Here is a 12,953-nt window from a genome sequence, read left to right on the forward strand (position 1 = left end):
GGCGCACAGGCGAAATAAGCCGCGCAAACCCATGGCCAAGGGGTGAAACTGTGACCCAGGCGACACTCGCACCGGCCGCTGCGCAGGGTGCCGGGTCTGTTATCATCGGCACACTTTTCCGCCATGACGGGCCGCCTTGCCCCGTCCGAATACGCCTACAGCCGAGTCCTATTCATGAGCCAAGAGAAAACCAACCAGTCCTGGGGCGGCCGCTTCAGCGAGCCCGTCGACGCCTTCGTCGCCCGCTTCACTGCCTCGGTGGAATTCGACAAGCGCCTGTACCGCCACGACATCATGGGCTCCATCGCCCATGCCAGCATGCTGGCCAAGGTCGGTGTGCTCACCGATGCTGAGCGCGACGCGATCATCGACGGCCTCACGCAGATCCAGAGCGAGATCGAAGCCGGTCAATTCGACTGGCGTGTCGACCTCGAAGACGTGCACATGAACATCGAGGCACGCCTGACCGACCGCATCGGCGTAACCGGCAAGAAGCTGCACACCGGCCGCTCGCGCAACGACCAGGTGGCCACCGACATCCGCCTGTGGCTGCGTGACGAGATCGACCTGATCCTCGCCGAGATCACCCGCCTGCAGCAGGGCCTACTGGAGCAGGCCGAGCGTGAAGCCGAGACCATCATGCCCGGTTTCACCCACCTGCAGACCGCCCAGCCGGTGACCTTCGGGCATCACCTGCTGGCCTGGTTCGAGATGCTCAGCCGCGACCATGAGCGCCTGGTCGACTGTCGCAAGCGCACCAACCGCATGCCCCTGGGCAGCGCTGCACTGGCCGGCACCACCTACCCGATCCAGCGTGAAATCACCGCCGAGCTGCTGGGCTTCGACGCGGTGGGCGGCAACTCCCTGGACGGCGTGTCGGATCGCGACTTCGCCATCGAATTCTGCGCCGCCGCCTCCATCGCCATGATGCACCTGTCGCGCTTCTCCGAAGAGCTGGTGCTATGGACCAGCGCGCAGTTCCAGTTCATCGACCTGCCGGATCGTTTCTGCACCGGCAGCTCGATCATGCCGCAGAAGAAGAACCCCGACGTGCCCGAGCTGGTACGTGGCAAGACCGGCCGCGTGTTCGGCGCCCTGACCGGCCTGCTGACCCTGATGAAAGGCCAGCCGCTGGCCTACAACAAGGACAACCAGGAAGACAAGGAACCGCTGTTCGACGCCGCCGATACGCTGCGCGATTCGCTGCGCGCCTTCGCCGACATGATTCCGGCGCTCAAGCCCAAGCACGCGATCATGCGTGAAGCGGCGCTGCGCGGCTTCTCCACCGCCACCGACCTGGCTGACTACCTGGTGCGCAAGGGCCTGCCGTTCCGTGACTGCCACGAGATCGTCGGCCACGCGGTGAAATACGGCGTGGACAGCGGCAAGGACCTGGCCGAGATGAGCCTCGACGAACTGCGCCAGTTCAGCGAGCAGATCGAGCAGGATGTGTTCGCCGTGCTGACCCTGGAAGGCTCGGTGAATGCCCGCAACCATATCGGCGGCACCGCACCGGCTCAGGTGCGTGCGGCGGTGGCTCGCGGTCGGGAGCTGCTGGCTGGCCGCTAAGTACGCCTCGGCGAGACACGGGAAAAGGAGTTCCCATGCCCGAATTGCTGCTGCGCGGCTTGGCGCTATTTGCCGAGTTCGCGCTTGAAATCCTCATCGGCTACGTCTTCTACACCAGCGGTTGGCTGGCACTCAGGCTGCTGACCCTGGGCCGCTACCCGAACCTGCCGTTACGCATAGATGACCCAATGGGTACGCGCAGCGCCTGGGTCGCGGCTTTCGGCTTGTTTGCCTGGTCGGCCTGCCCCTGACGTGGCTCGTCACTTATAGCTGAACACTGCCAAGAGACATCTGCATGCTCTTAACCATCCGCCCTGCCGTACGCGAAGACGCCGCCCTGATCCTGCGTTTCATCACCGACCTGGCCATCTACGAGAAGGCCGAGCACGAGGTGAAGACCGATGTCGCCGGCATCGAGAGCAGCCTGTTCGCCGAGGGCGGCACCGCCCATGGCCTGATCTGCGAACTGGATGGCGAGCCGATCGGCTACGCGGTGTATTTCTTCAACTACTCGACCTGGCTGGGCAAGCACGGCCTGTACCTGGAAGACCTCTATGTCACCCCGCAGCAACGCGGCGTCGGCGCCGGCAAGGCGCTGCTGCGCCACCTGGCCAAGCTGGCGGTAGCGCGCGGTTGCGGGCGCTTCGAGTGGTCGGTACTGGACTGGAACACCCCGGCCATCGAGTTCTACGAATCGATCGGCGCCAAGCCACAGAACGAGTGGATCGGCTACCGCCTGACCGGCGAAGCCCTGACGAGCTTCGCCGCCGGCTGATCAGTTGCCGAAGCGCGCCTTCATGTGGGCCAGGAACGGCTCCATCAGCGCCTCCTTGTCGGCCGCGATGCGCTGCACATTGGGGTTCGCGGCGAAATGCTCGAGTAGCGCCTTGGCTTTTGGGAAATCGCCCAGCAGGTCGATGGCGAACACCTTGTGCGCCACGGCAGCGGCGAGATCGAGGCTGTACAGGAAATACAGGTCGGCCAGGCTCAGGCTATCGCCCGCCACATAGGGCGAGAACCTGCCCAGGCGCTTGAGCGAGTCGATACCGGCCAACAGCTCCTCACGGCTCTTGGCCTGAATCGCCGGGTCGACCTGCAGGCCGAAGAACGCCTGGGCATAGCAGGCGCGGGCCGGCAGCTCGATGTACAGCTCGATGTGCTTGGCCAGTTCACGCACCCGCGCCTGCTCGTAGGCGCCACTGGGCAGCAGCGCCGGCCCCTGGCCGAGCGCCTCGAGGTATTCGAGAATCGCCGACGTCTCGCTGATGTAGCCGTGCTCGCACTGCAGCACCGGCACCTTGCCACGCGGGCTGATCGCCAGAAAGGCCTCGTCGCGGGAGCTGAAAACCTGCACTTCCTCGAACGGCAGGCCCTTTTCCAGCAGGGCGAATTTGACCATGTTGTAATAGTTGCTGACGCCGAAGCCATGGAGCCTGAGCATGGATTTTCCCCTCTGATAGGCAGGCCGGGCTATCGGCCAGAGGCTACACGCTAGCGGCATTCGCCCGGCCTCGCCAGGGGCATTTCGGACAACTGGCCGCAGCCCGTGGCGGCTGCTACCCTGCGCCCGCCCGGCGCCTCGGGTTGCGCCTGGCAGGCGCGAACGGCCGGGCATTTGCCAACCCACGGAATGGAGTTACCCCATGAAGAACCTGTTCTTCTTCGACGCGATGCTCACCCCGAAAATCATCACCTTCGTCTACTGGCTGATGCTGCTCAGCGTGGTGGTGAGCAGCGTGACCATGATGTTCGGCGCCTATGGCAGTTTCCTCGGCGGCCTGGGCACCCTGATCGGCGGCGCCATCGGCGCGCGCATCGGCTGCGAGCTGATGATCGTGCTGTTCAAGATCCACGAGAACCTGCAGAAGATCGCCAACCGCCCCTGACCCCTGGCGCAGCTCAGGCGACTCGGTTCAGCGCTGGATCGCCTGCCAGGCGCTGACGAAGGCGGCCGCATTGCGCGCCACCTCGGCGGCCCCCATGCCGGGCTTGTACAGCGCCGAGCCCAGCCCGAAGCCACTGGCGCCAGCATCCATGTAGGGCGCCATGTTAGTCGGCGTGATGCCGCCCACCGGCAACAACGCGATGTCCCTGGCGAACACCGCGCGCCAGGCCTTGACGATCTGCGGGCTGAACTGCTCGGCCGGAAACAGCTTGAGCACATGGGCGCCCGCTTCCAGCGCAGCGAAGCCTTCACTTGGCGTTGCCACCCCCGGTGCGCTGAACACCCCCAGCTTGCGGCTCGCCTGAATCACCTGCGCATTGCAGTTCGGCGAGACGATCAGCCGACCACCGGCCTGGGCCACTTCCTCGACCTGCTGAACACTGAGCACCGTGCCCGCACCGATCAGTGCACGATCACCCAACTCGGCCGCCAGCAGGCTGATGCTGTGCAGCGGCTCGGGCGAGTTCAGCGGAATCTCGATGGCTCGAAAACCGGCCTCGTAGAGCGCCCGCCCCACGGGCACGATTTCCTGGGGGGTTACGCCACGCAGGATGGCGATCAGCGGCAGCTGCTGCAGGTATGAATCGGACATTGTTGGCCCTCCTCGGGGCGTGATGGTGTCCTGGTGACAGGCATCGCCAGACCGTTCAGGTCATGATGATCGCCAGCCCAGTTCGGCCGAGATGGCGTGCGCACAGGCAACCACTGCGGGTCCCAGGGCCTGTACGCGAACTTCCGGCATGTAGGGCACGGCGCTGGCGACGCTCAGGGCCGCGACGATCTGCCCACCGGCTTCCCGTATCGGCGCGGCGACGCAGCGAATGCCCAGCTCGTTCTCCTCGAGATCGACGCTGAAGCCACCCCGGGCGTAATCACTCATCTGCTCGCGGAAGCGCGTCCAGGACAGGCCATCGGCCTGCTGGTAGAGCGCCAGCCATTCGCTTTCCGACAGGTCGAGCATCAGCGACTTGCCGATACCGGTCAGCGCCAGCGGCATGCGCAGGCCGATACGCGAGCGCATTTCCAGGCCACGGCTGCCCGGCAACTTGTCGATGTACAACACCTCGGCGCCGTCACGCACGCCCAGGTGCACGGTATCCTGGGTGTGCCGCGCCAGGTGTTCGAGGTGCGGATGTGCCCGCTTCGCCAGCGGCATCTGCGCGCGAGCCTGGTAGCCGAGCTCGATGAGCCTGGGGCCGAGCTGATAGCCGCCGCTGCTGCCGCCCAGGGCGCGCAGATAACCGGCCTGCACCAGGGCGGCGATCAGTCGATGGGTGGTGCTGCGTGTACAGCCGATGGTCGCGCCGATGTCGGCCAGGCTGCTGGCACCCTGGGCCACGGCATCGAGGACGGCGAGTCCGCGAAACAGTGCCTGGGCCCCCGCGGGTGCCGGCTTGTCGTAAGGTTCTAGCATGGCGTTCTCCAGGCCAGTGACTGTAGCCGCGCCGCGGGCAATTCTCAACATGAGAAACAGACTCCCATATTTCGGGAGCTACGCCGTGCGGCAATTGTGCATGGCCAGCACCCGGCTGCCCTGTCTACACTGGCCACTTTCCACCGACCCTGGACTGCCCCATGAGTACCGCCGACGAGCATGACGACGACAGCTTCACCGAGAACACCCTGGTGCAGGCCATCGAGAACCAGCTGGAATCCGGCGAGCCGGCGTTTGCCCAGGCGGTGCTGAACAAGCTGACGCTGATCGGCCATGAGCGGGAGGAGAGCGTGGAGATGATGGCCATGGTGCTGGCTCACGAAGTGGATGCCATGCTGCGCGAGGATCGCCCGTTCGATGCCGAGCGCTACGAGCAACTGCTCCGCGCCTTGCCGACGCTGCCCGAGGAAGACTGACCGCGGCGAACTGCCGCCCGTTTGACTACACTGGGTCTGCGGGATGACCCCGCGAGCCACGGCCCACGCCGTACACCACAACAACAGGCAGGAGTCACCATGGTCTTTAATGCCGATCTGGTCGCCGAACTGGAAATTCTTTTGCTGTTCAACCTGGACAATGGCCAGGAGGGCCTGAAGATTCACCACGACGCCGCCTCGTCCGCGGTCGCCGCTGCCGGGCGCCTGCACGAGAAAGCGTTGATCACCCTTCCCGATGGCGGCTATCTGACCCGCCTCGGCCATGAAGCCGCCGAGCACGCACAAAGCCTGAAAACCATTCTCACCACCGCCCAGCCACGCTGAACGCCTGATCGTGCCTGCCGCATCAGGCGGCAGGCCTCTCGGCGGCCATTGCGAGCGGGCGTGCGGCGCCTGTAGGCTTGCTCATCACCCGGCCGAGTCCGAGCATGACGCGCCACCTTCCCCTGCGACCCGATATCGATGACGGCATCGACCGCAAGGTGCTGACGCAACTGCGCGCGCGCTTCATGCGCATCAACCACGGCCGTCTGCAGCGCGCCATGCAGGCGCTGTCGAGTCGCCAGCAACGGGTGCTGACGCTGTTGCCGCTGCTGCTTCACGTCAATCATCCGTTGCTGCCAGGCTACGTGTCGGCGCAGGCGCCGGCCGGGCTGGCCCATTTCGAACCAACTGCCGAACTGCTGGCCGAAGCCCAGCGGCTGACCCGCTCCTTCGCCTACAAGCCGCCGCGCGCGCCAGCGCCGACGCCCATCCACGGCCTGTTTCTGATGGGCAGCCTGGGTACCCTGGCCCAGGCCGAGCAGAGCGACATGGACCTGTGGGTCTGCCACGCCAGCGAACTCGACGAGGGCGAGCGCGAAGCCCTGCGCCGCAAGTGCGACCTGCTGCAGAGCTGGGCGGCCAGCCAGGGCGCCGAGGCGCACTTCTTCCTGATCGACCCCGAGCGCTTTCGCAGCGGCGCACGGGACGCGCGGCTGACCTCGGACGACTGCGGCACCACCCAGCATGTCCTGCTCCTCGACGAGTTCTACCGCACGGCGATCTGGCTGGCCGGGCGTACGCCGCTGTGGTGGCTGGTGCCGGCTCGCGACGAGCATCGCTATGCCCATGTCACCGAGGCCTTGCTGAGCAAGCGTTTCATCCGTGGCGAGGACGTGCTCGACCTTGGCCACCTGGCCCGGGTACCGGCCGGCGAGTTTCTCGGCGCCGGCATGTGGCAGCTGTTCAAGGGCATCGAATCGCCCTACAAATCGGCGCTCAAGCTGCTGCTCACCGAGGTCTACGCCAGCGAACACCCCGAGGTGCGCTGCCTGTCGCTGCGTTTCAAGCAGGCGGTCTACGACGGTTTGCTCGACCTCGACGAGCTGGACCCCTACGTGCTGATCTACCGCCGCCTGGAGGAATACCTGCAGGCGCGCGGCGAAAGCGAGCGCCTGGAACTGGTCAGGCGCTGCCTGTACCTGAAGGTCAACAAGAAGATCAGCAAGCCGCCGCGGCACCGCGAAAAGAGCTGGCAGCGCCTGCTGCTCGAGCGCCTCACTGGCGAGTGGGGCTGGGGCGAACGCCAGCTGATCCTGCTCGACAGCCGCAGCCAGTGGAAGGTTCGCCAGGTCAGTACCGAGCGCCAGGCACTGGTCAACGAACTCAATTACAGCTACCGCTTCCTGTCGCGGTTCGCCCGCCATCGTCCCGAGGGCGTGGCGGCCAGTAACCGTGACCTGGCCGTGCTGGGCCGGCGCCTGTATGCCGCCTTCGAACGGCGGGCCGGCAAGGTGGAATTCATCAACCCGGGCATCGCCCCGGATCTCGGCGAAGACACCCTGACCCTGGTGCATAACCCCGCGCCCAAAGGTGAGCGCTGGGCCCTGTACAACGGCAGCCTCGGCGCACAGGAATGGCAGGATTTCGCGCCCCTGCGCCAGGCCCGCAGCCTGATCGAGCTGCTCGCCTGGAGCCACCGCAACGGTGTGATCGACAGTGGCACGCACCTGTCGCTGCACCCGGGCGACAGCGACCTCGGCGAGTTCGAGCTCAGCCAGTTGCTCGGCTGCCTGGCGCAAGCCCTGCCGATGCCACTGGCAAGCGTGCCCGAGGCCGCCCTGGCGCGCCCACGGCGGCCGGTCGAGGAACTACTGCTGATCAACGTCGGCGTCGATCCGCTCAAGCAGCACAGCCAGATGAACCTGCACATGACCAGCGAACGCACCGACCCGCTGGGCTATTCGGGCGTGCGCGACAACCTGGTGCTGACGCTGGAGCGGATCACCCTCAACAGCTGGAACGAACTGCTGGTCGAGCGCTACGACGGCCCCACCGCCCTGCTCGACTGCCTGCGCGCTGTGCTCAACGCGCTGCCGGCCCGCGGCGAGCGCGCCAACCGGCGGGTGCTGTGCTTTTGCCGCAACCGCGCCGTGACCATCGCCGAACGGGTCGAAAGCCTGCTGAGCGAGCTGACCAAATCGCTCGATAGCGGCGAGCGACAGCGTTATCTACTGCAGATCGCCCGCCGCTATCACCTGCTCGACCTGGCGCCCGGCAACGTCCGCCACAGCATGCTCGACGATCTGCCTGCGCTGCTCGAACACCTGGCTCAGGATCGCGCCGAGTACAGCCCGCTGCGCCTGGACCGCCACGCCCTGGAAGGTGAAGACCTGGCGCTGATCCTCGCGGCCGGGCGCCCGGCGTGCATCCAGGTGTTCTACCGCCTCGATGAAGCGGACGGCCAGGCGCAGATCAGCGTACTGGACGAATGTGGCGCGCTGTGGCGCAGCCAGGCGCCGTTCCACAACGAAAGCAGCCTGCTGACGCCACTGCACCGTTTTCTGCAATCGCTGCTGTATCGGCGCGACGCCGCCCAGGCGTTCGAAGCCGCGCAGCAGCCACTGGAGATCTTCTACTACCAGCTGCTGCCCGCGGCACCGCTACGCGCGCAACGCGTGGAATCGCGCCCGGCACCGCTGCACGATGTGAGCCAGCCGTTCTATGACGTGCAGGCCATCGTCGAGCCGGGGGGCGGCGCACGCGCCTACGTCAGCCTGTTCTGCAATCATCGGGAGTTTTCCGAGCTCGAGTACGGTGAAAACCTGTTCGCCAGCGTGGCCAGGCACATCCTCGCCCAACGCCGCGAAGAGCAGCCCTACCCCTGCTACATCACCGACCTGGATCTGTCCGCACTGCTCGGCGGGCGACAGCCCTCGGTGGTGCATTACCTGCGCTACAAGACCAGCCTTGAAGAGGCGCTGAACAGCGCACTGCGTACCCTGTAACCGCTTGCCGGGTGCAAGACGGCGGGCCGCCACGCTTGGCCCGATGACAGACGACTGGCTCGGCAGGGGGCCGAGCCAGGTACCGCAAACAGCCTCAGCGAGTGTATTCGCCAGCGGCCTCCGGTTGGTATTCGACTGCCAGCAGGGTCAGCTTGAGCACCTTGCCGCCAGGTACCGGCCAGTCGATATGCTGGCCAACGCTGAGGCCCAGCAGAGCCGCACCCACCGGCGCAAGGATCGATACCTTGCCTTCACCGCCGGCGTCCTGGGGGTAGACCAGGGTCAGGTGGTAGTCCTTGCCACTTCCTTCCTCGCGGCAATGCACGCGCGAATTCATGGTCACCACCCCGGCCGGAATCTGGTCGTGGCCGACCACCTCGGCGCGATCCAGCTCGGCCTGCAAGGCCTCGGCGGTCGGCCCGAAATCATCGAGGCCGTCGAGCAACTGCTCCAGGCGCTGCAGATCGAGGCGGGTAATGGTGATGGACGTTGTACTGGCCATGGTGCGGGCATATCTCCTTTGCTGGACGCCAAAAAAGCAAAACCCCATCGAGAAGACGGGGTTTTTGCAGAAGCTCTTTTTGTAGAAGCTGGGCTGACCGTACCACAGCCACCCAAATAAACAAGAGCCGGCTCAGCCGAGCGCCAGACGCTGCTCGGCCAGGGCGCGAATAACCCGCCGGCGCTCATCGCTGGCCTGGCCCCATTCGAGGATTTCCGCCAGCAGGCGCCCACAGCCCAGGCAGCGCTCGGCCTCGTTCAGGCAGCAACGCCGCCGACAGGGCGAGGCGACAAGCGCGCCAGCCTGGCGCGGCTCAGCGCCAGCTACTTCAGATGTCATCGAACTCGAGGCTGGCGCCCGACTGCTCGGCAACGATGCGCTCGAGCATTTCGCTGAGCAGCTCATCGCTGCTGTCACAGATCCAGCGCTGGTTGTCCTCGTCGTAGTCGAAGTGGAAACCACCGGAGCGGGCCGCCAGCCACAGCTGACGCAGCGCCGGCTGGCGGCTGAAGATCAATTGCGAGCCATTGTCGAAGCGCACCGTCAGCACGCCCGCGGAGTTCTCCAGGTCGATGTCCAGGTCGCTGTCGTCGAAGATGTCTTCGAGCGCCTGCTGCAGTGCATCGACCAGATCGTGGAAACGGGCTTCGCTCAAACTCATTGCACTTACCTCATAAAAATTCAGCTGCATCGAACCGCCGCAAAATGCGCGCACGCCATTGCCGGCACGCACCAACGGGCCAGGGCAAAGCCCCGCCGGACGGGAACCCCGGCGCATAGGCAACATGCCGGGGGGTCGGTATACTCGGGGGCAATTATGCTTTATTACAAGGATTTGACCATGAAGCGGCTGTTCACTGCCCTCATCGCGCTCGTCGCCGTTGCCACCCTGCTCGGCGGCTGCGGCCAGAAAGGCCCTCTGTACCTGCCGGATGATAACCAGTCCGCCTCTTCGCAAGACAGATAAGGGCCGCCCATGAACACCTTCGAATACCGCGACGGTTCGCTGTTCGCGGAAGGTGTGGCGTTGTCCGCCATTGCCCAGCGCTTCGGCACGCCCACCTACGTCTACTCGCGTGCGCACATCGAGGCGCAGTACCGCGGCTATGCCGATGCCCTGGCGGGCACGCCGCACCTGGTCTGCTTCGCGGTCAAGGCCAACTCCAACATTGGCGTGCTGAACGTGCTGGCACGCCTCGGCGCGGGCTTCGACATCGTCTCCAGCGGTGAGCTGGAGCGCGTGCTCGCCGCCGGTGGCGAACCGAGCCGCATCGTGTTCTCCGGCGTCGGCAAGAGCCGTGACGACATGCGCCGGGCCCTGGAAGTCGGCGTGCACTGCTTCAACGTCGAGTCGGGCGTGGAGCTGGAGCGCCTGCAGAAGGTCGCCGCCGCAATGGACGTCAAGGCGCCGGTCTCGCTGCGGGTCAACCCGGACGTGGATGCCGGTACCCACCCGTACATCTCCACCGGCCTCAAGGAAAACAAGTTCGGCATCGACATCGAGCAGGCCGAGGCGGTCTACGCCCGCGCAGCCGAGTTGCCGAACATCGAAGTGATCGGCGTCGATTGCCATATCGGCTCGCAGCTGACCGCGCTGGCCCCCTTCCTCGATGCCCTGGATCGCCTGCTGCTGCTGATCGACAAGCTGGCCGCGCGCGGCATCGTCATCAAGCACCTGGACCTGGGCGGCGGCCTCGGCGTGCAGTACCGCGACGAGCAACCGCCGCAGGTCGGCGACTACATCGCCGCCGTGCGCAAACGCCTAGCAGGCCGTGACCTGGCCCTGGTGTTCGAGCCGGGGCGCTTCATCGTCGCCAATGGCGGCGTGCTGCTGACCCAGGTGGAATACCTCAAGCACACCGAGCACAAGGACTTCGCCATCATCGATGCGGCGATGAACGACCTGATCCGCCCGGCCCTGTACCAGGCCTGGATGGACGTGTCGCCAGTGCAGCCCCGTGAAGGCAAAGCGCGCAACTACGACCTGGTCGGCCCGATCTGCGAGACCGGTGATTTCCTGGCCAAGGATCGTCAGCTGGTGCTGGAAGAAGGCGACCTGCTGGCCGTACGTTCGGCCGGCGCCTACGGCTTCGTGATGAGTTCCAACTACAACACCCGTGGCCGCGCCGCCGAGGTGATGGTAGACGGCGAGCAAGCCTTCGAAGTGCGTCGCCGCGAAACCCTGGACGAGCTCTTCGCGGGCGAAAGCCGCCTGCCGGAGTGATGCCCATGTTATTGCGCTTTACCAAGATGCATGGCCTGGGCAACGACTTCATGGTTCTCGACCTGGTCAGCCAGCATGCCCACATCCAGCCCAAGCACGCCAAGCAGTGGGGCGACCGCCACACCGGTGTCGGTTTCGACCAGCTGTTGCTGGTGGAACCACCGCAGCACCCGGACGTGGATTTCCGCTACCGCATCTTCAACGCCGACGGCAGCGAAGTGGAGCAGTGCGGCAACGGCGCGCGCTGCTTCGCCCGCTTCGTGCTGGACAAGCGCCTGACGGTAAAGAAGCACATCCGTGTGGAAACCAAGGGCGGCATCATCGAGCTCAACGTGCGCGCCGATGGGCTGATCACCGTGGACATGGGCGCACCGCGCCTGGCGCCCGAGCAGATCCCCTTCCAGGCCGATGCCGAAGCGTTGAGCTACGCCGTCGACGTCGATGGCCAGAGCCATGAGCTGGCTGCGGTGTCCATGGGCAACCCCCATGCGGTGCTGCGCGTCGATGATGTCGACAGCGCGCCGGTGCATCAGCTGGGCGCGAAGCTGGAACATCACCCGCGCTTCCCGCAGCGGGTCAATGTCGGCTTCCTGCAGGTTATCGACCGCCAGCGCGCGCGCCTGCGCGTCTGGGAGCGCGGTGCCGGGGAAACCCAGGCCTGCGGCACCGGCGCCTGCGCCGCAGCCGTCGCGGCCATTCGCCAGGGCTGGATGGATTCGCCCGTACAGTTGGAGCTGCCGGGCGGCAAGCTGCACATCGAGTGGGCAGGCCCTGGCCAGCCCGTTATGATGACCGGCCCCGCCGTGCGCGTGTACGAAGGACAGGTTCGCCTATGACTGACCAGCAGGATTCGCCCAAGCCCCTGGACTCGGAAACGGTCGCTGCCTACCTGCGCCTGCACCCCGAGTTCTTTATCGACCACGACGAGCTGATCCCCGAGCTGCGCATTCCGCACCAGCGCGGCGATACCGTGTCGCTGGTCGAGCGCCAGGTCAAACTGCTGCGCGAGCGCAACATCGAGATGCGCCAGCGCCTGGCGCACCTGATGGACGTGGCCCGCGACAACGACCGGCTGTTCGACAAGACCCGCCGCCTGGTGCTCGACCTGATGGATGCCAGCAGCCTCGAGGAAGTGGTCAGTTGCGTGGAAGACAGCCTGCGCCGGGAATTCCAGGTGCCGTTCGTGGGCCTGATCCTGTTCAGCGACACGCCGCTGCCGGTTGGCCGTAGCGTCAGCAGCGCCGAGGCTCACCAGGCCATCGGTGGCCTGCTGGCGGGCGGCAAGACCATCTGTGGCGTACTGCGCGAGCACGAGCTGAACTTCCTGTTCGGTGAGGCCGGCGCCGACGTCGGCTCGGCGGCAGTGGTGGGCCTGTCTTATCAGGGCCTGCACGGCGTACTGGCGATCGGCAGCGCCGACGCGCAGCATTACAAGAGTTCGCTGGGCACGCTGTTCCTCGGCTATATCGCCGAAGTGCTGTCGCGGGTACTGCCGCGTTTCTCCGCGCCGCTGCGCTCGGTCAGGTAACGCGCCGTCCATAAGGGCGCAGGCGTTGCGCCCTCTTGCCATGG

17 protein-coding genes are annotated in these 12,953 nt (G+C 65.8%); 11 read left to right on the top strand and 6 right to left on the bottom strand.

The annotated features are described in order from the left end of the window. The first annotated feature begins 174 nt into the window (after positions 1 to 174). The 3 genes from argH to QYS36_RS22865 are packed head-to-tail and all read left to right on the top strand — an operon-like array spanning position 175 to position 2,344. Positions 175 to 1,569 (top strand): argininosuccinate lyase, encoded by a 1,395-nt coding sequence (argH, locus tag QYS36_RS22855; RefSeq protein WP_308841655.1) that lies wholly within the window; start codon positions 175 to 177, stop codon positions 1,567 to 1,569. Positions 1,570 to 1,604: 35 nt separating this feature from the next. After that, positions 1,605 to 1,820, top strand: a complete 216-nt coding sequence (locus QYS36_RS22860) for a hypothetical protein (RefSeq protein WP_308841656.1) — start codon at positions 1,605 to 1,607, stop codon at positions 1,818 to 1,820. A 44-nt stretch (positions 1,821 to 1,864) separates the two neighbouring features. Then, positions 1,865 to 2,344, top strand: a complete 480-nt coding sequence (locus QYS36_RS22865) for a GNAT family N-acetyltransferase (protein WP_308841657.1) — start codon at positions 1,865 to 1,867, stop codon at positions 2,342 to 2,344. Here the strand turns inward: QYS36_RS22865 and QYS36_RS22870 are convergent, their stop codons facing one another. Beyond that, positions 2,345 to 3,010: a glutathione S-transferase gene (locus QYS36_RS22870; RefSeq protein WP_308841658.1), complete on the bottom strand. Its 666-nt coding sequence runs from the start codon at positions 3,008 to 3,010 to the stop codon at positions 2,345 to 2,347. A 202-nt stretch (positions 3,011 to 3,212) separates the two neighbouring features. On the opposite strand from QYS36_RS22870, the gene QYS36_RS22875 reads away from it, so the two are divergent. Continuing rightward, positions 3,213 to 3,455, top strand: a complete 243-nt coding sequence (locus QYS36_RS22875) for a DUF4282 domain-containing protein (RefSeq protein ID WP_308841659.1) — start codon at positions 3,213 to 3,215, stop codon at positions 3,453 to 3,455. A 27-nt stretch (positions 3,456 to 3,482) separates the two neighbouring features. Here QYS36_RS22875 and QYS36_RS22880 read toward each other — a convergent pair whose 3' ends face one another. Together QYS36_RS22880 and QYS36_RS22885 are read right to left on the bottom strand one after the other, a co-directional pair. Continuing rightward, entirely contained in the window at positions 3,483 to 4,106 is a 624-nt protein-coding gene (locus QYS36_RS22880) for a 2-dehydro-3-deoxy-6-phosphogalactonate aldolase (RefSeq protein ID WP_308841660.1), read from the bottom strand. Between the two features lie 60 nt (positions 4,107 to 4,166). Then, complete coding sequence (locus tag QYS36_RS22885) at positions 4,167 to 4,928, bottom strand: IclR family transcriptional regulator (protein ID WP_308841661.1); 762 nt, start codon at positions 4,926 to 4,928, stop codon at positions 4,167 to 4,169. 161 nt (positions 4,929 to 5,089) lie between these two features. On the opposite strand from QYS36_RS22885, the gene QYS36_RS22890 reads away from it, so the two are divergent. The 3 genes from QYS36_RS22890 to QYS36_RS22900 all read left to right on the top strand — a co-directional run bounded on the left by QYS36_RS22890 (position 5,090) and on the right by QYS36_RS22900 (position 8,655). After that, positions 5,090 to 5,365 (top strand): hypothetical protein, encoded by a 276-nt coding sequence (locus QYS36_RS22890; protein ID WP_308841662.1) that lies wholly within the window; start codon positions 5,090 to 5,092, stop codon positions 5,363 to 5,365. Between the two features lie 99 nt (positions 5,366 to 5,464). Further along, positions 5,465 to 5,710: a TIGR02647 family protein gene (locus QYS36_RS22895; protein WP_308841663.1), complete on the top strand. Its 246-nt coding sequence runs from the start codon at positions 5,465 to 5,467 to the stop codon at positions 5,708 to 5,710. A 104-nt stretch (positions 5,711 to 5,814) separates the two neighbouring features. Continuing rightward, positions 5,815 to 8,655, top strand: coding sequence for a class I adenylate cyclase (locus QYS36_RS22900; RefSeq protein WP_308841664.1), 2,841 nt, complete (start codon positions 5,815 to 5,817; stop codon positions 8,653 to 8,655). 94 nt (positions 8,656 to 8,749) lie between these two features. On the opposite strand, the gene rnk is transcribed toward QYS36_RS22900, so the two are convergent. From rnk to cyaY, 3 genes are all read right to left on the bottom strand, one after another. Continuing rightward, on the bottom strand, positions 8,750 to 9,157 hold the full coding sequence (gene rnk / locus QYS36_RS22905) for a nucleoside diphosphate kinase regulator (protein ID WP_308841665.1): 408 nt from the start codon (positions 9,155 to 9,157) through the stop codon (positions 8,750 to 8,752). Positions 9,158 to 9,289: 132 nt separating this feature from the next. After that, positions 9,290 to 9,496: a DUF1289 domain-containing protein gene (locus QYS36_RS22910; RefSeq protein WP_308841666.1), complete on the bottom strand. Its 207-nt coding sequence runs from the start codon at positions 9,494 to 9,496 to the stop codon at positions 9,290 to 9,292. Continuing rightward, a complete protein-coding gene (gene cyaY, locus QYS36_RS22915; RefSeq protein WP_308841667.1) occupies positions 9,486 to 9,818 on the bottom strand; it encodes an iron donor protein CyaY in 333 nt (110 codons plus the stop codon). Before cyaY ends, QYS36_RS22910 begins: the two co-directional genes overlap by 11 nt. 180 nt (positions 9,819 to 9,998) lie before the next feature. Here cyaY and QYS36_RS22920 point away from each other — a divergent pair, with 180 nt between their 5' ends. From QYS36_RS22920 to QYS36_RS22935, 4 genes are read left to right on the top strand one after another with little or no spacing between them, the layout of a single operon-like run. After that, the gene (locus tag QYS36_RS22920; RefSeq protein ID WP_308841668.1) at positions 9,999 to 10,124 is read left to right on the top strand and encodes a lipoprotein; all 126 of its coding nucleotides are present in this window, start codon (positions 9,999 to 10,001) and stop codon (positions 10,122 to 10,124) included. 9 nt (positions 10,125 to 10,133) lie between these two features. Next, entirely contained in the window at positions 10,134 to 11,381 is a 1,248-nt protein-coding gene (gene lysA, locus QYS36_RS22925; protein WP_308841669.1) for a diaminopimelate decarboxylase, read from the top strand. A 5-nt stretch (positions 11,382 to 11,386) separates the two neighbouring features. Then, the gene (gene dapF, locus QYS36_RS22930; RefSeq protein ID WP_308841670.1) at positions 11,387 to 12,217 is read left to right on the top strand and encodes a diaminopimelate epimerase; all 831 of its coding nucleotides are present in this window, start codon (positions 11,387 to 11,389) and stop codon (positions 12,215 to 12,217) included. Beyond that, a complete protein-coding gene (locus QYS36_RS22935; protein ID WP_308841671.1) occupies positions 12,214 to 12,909 on the top strand; it encodes a DUF484 family protein in 696 nt (231 codons plus the stop codon). The genes dapF and QYS36_RS22935 overlap by 4 nt, the downstream gene beginning before the upstream one ends. The last annotated feature ends 44 nt before the right edge of the window (positions 12,910 to 12,953 follow it).

The organism is Pseudomonas sp. G34 (assembly GCF_031119625.1).
Classification (GTDB): Bacteria; Pseudomonadota; Gammaproteobacteria; order Pseudomonadales; family Pseudomonadaceae; genus Aquipseudomonas.

Coding starts and splice junctions, on each gene's coding strand:
- QYS36_RS22885 (WP_308841661.1), bottom strand. CDS start 4,928: ATGCTAGAACCTTACGACAAGCCGGCACCCGCGGGGGCCCAGGCACTG.
- QYS36_RS22920 (WP_308841668.1), top strand. CDS start 9,999: ATGAAGCGGCTGTTCACTGCCCTCATCGCGCTCGTCGCCGTTGCCACC.
- dapF (WP_308841670.1), top strand. CDS start 11,387: ATGTTATTGCGCTTTACCAAGATGCATGGCCTGGGCAACGACTTCATG.
- lysA (WP_308841669.1), top strand. CDS start 10,134: ATGAACACCTTCGAATACCGCGACGGTTCGCTGTTCGCGGAAGGTGTG.
- QYS36_RS22875 (WP_308841659.1), top strand. CDS start 3,213: ATGAAGAACCTGTTCTTCTTCGACGCGATGCTCACCCCGAAAATCATC.
- QYS36_RS22895 (WP_308841663.1), top strand. CDS start 5,465: ATGGTCTTTAATGCCGATCTGGTCGCCGAACTGGAAATTCTTTTGCTG.
- QYS36_RS22900 (WP_308841664.1), top strand. CDS start 5,815: ATGACGCGCCACCTTCCCCTGCGACCCGATATCGATGACGGCATCGAC.
- QYS36_RS22860 (WP_308841656.1), top strand. CDS start 1,605: ATGCCCGAATTGCTGCTGCGCGGCTTGGCGCTATTTGCCGAGTTCGCG.
- QYS36_RS22890 (WP_308841662.1), top strand. CDS start 5,090: ATGAGTACCGCCGACGAGCATGACGACGACAGCTTCACCGAGAACACC.
- cyaY (WP_308841667.1), bottom strand. CDS start 9,818: ATGAGTTTGAGCGAAGCCCGTTTCCACGATCTGGTCGATGCACTGCAG.
- QYS36_RS22880 (WP_308841660.1), bottom strand. CDS start 4,106: ATGTCCGATTCATACCTGCAGCAGCTGCCGCTGATCGCCATCCTGCGT.
- QYS36_RS22870 (WP_308841658.1), bottom strand. CDS start 3,010: ATGCTCAGGCTCCATGGCTTCGGCGTCAGCAACTATTACAACATGGTC.
- QYS36_RS22935 (WP_308841671.1), top strand. CDS start 12,214: ATGACTGACCAGCAGGATTCGCCCAAGCCCCTGGACTCGGAAACGGTC.
- rnk (WP_308841665.1), bottom strand. CDS start 9,157: ATGGCCAGTACAACGTCCATCACCATTACCCGCCTCGATCTGCAGCGC.
- QYS36_RS22865 (WP_308841657.1), top strand. CDS start 1,865: ATGCTCTTAACCATCCGCCCTGCCGTACGCGAAGACGCCGCCCTGATC.
- QYS36_RS22910 (WP_308841666.1), bottom strand. CDS start 9,496: ATGACATCTGAAGTAGCTGGCGCTGAGCCGCGCCAGGCTGGCGCGCTT.
- argH (WP_308841655.1), top strand. CDS start 175: ATGAGCCAAGAGAAAACCAACCAGTCCTGGGGCGGCCGCTTCAGCGAG.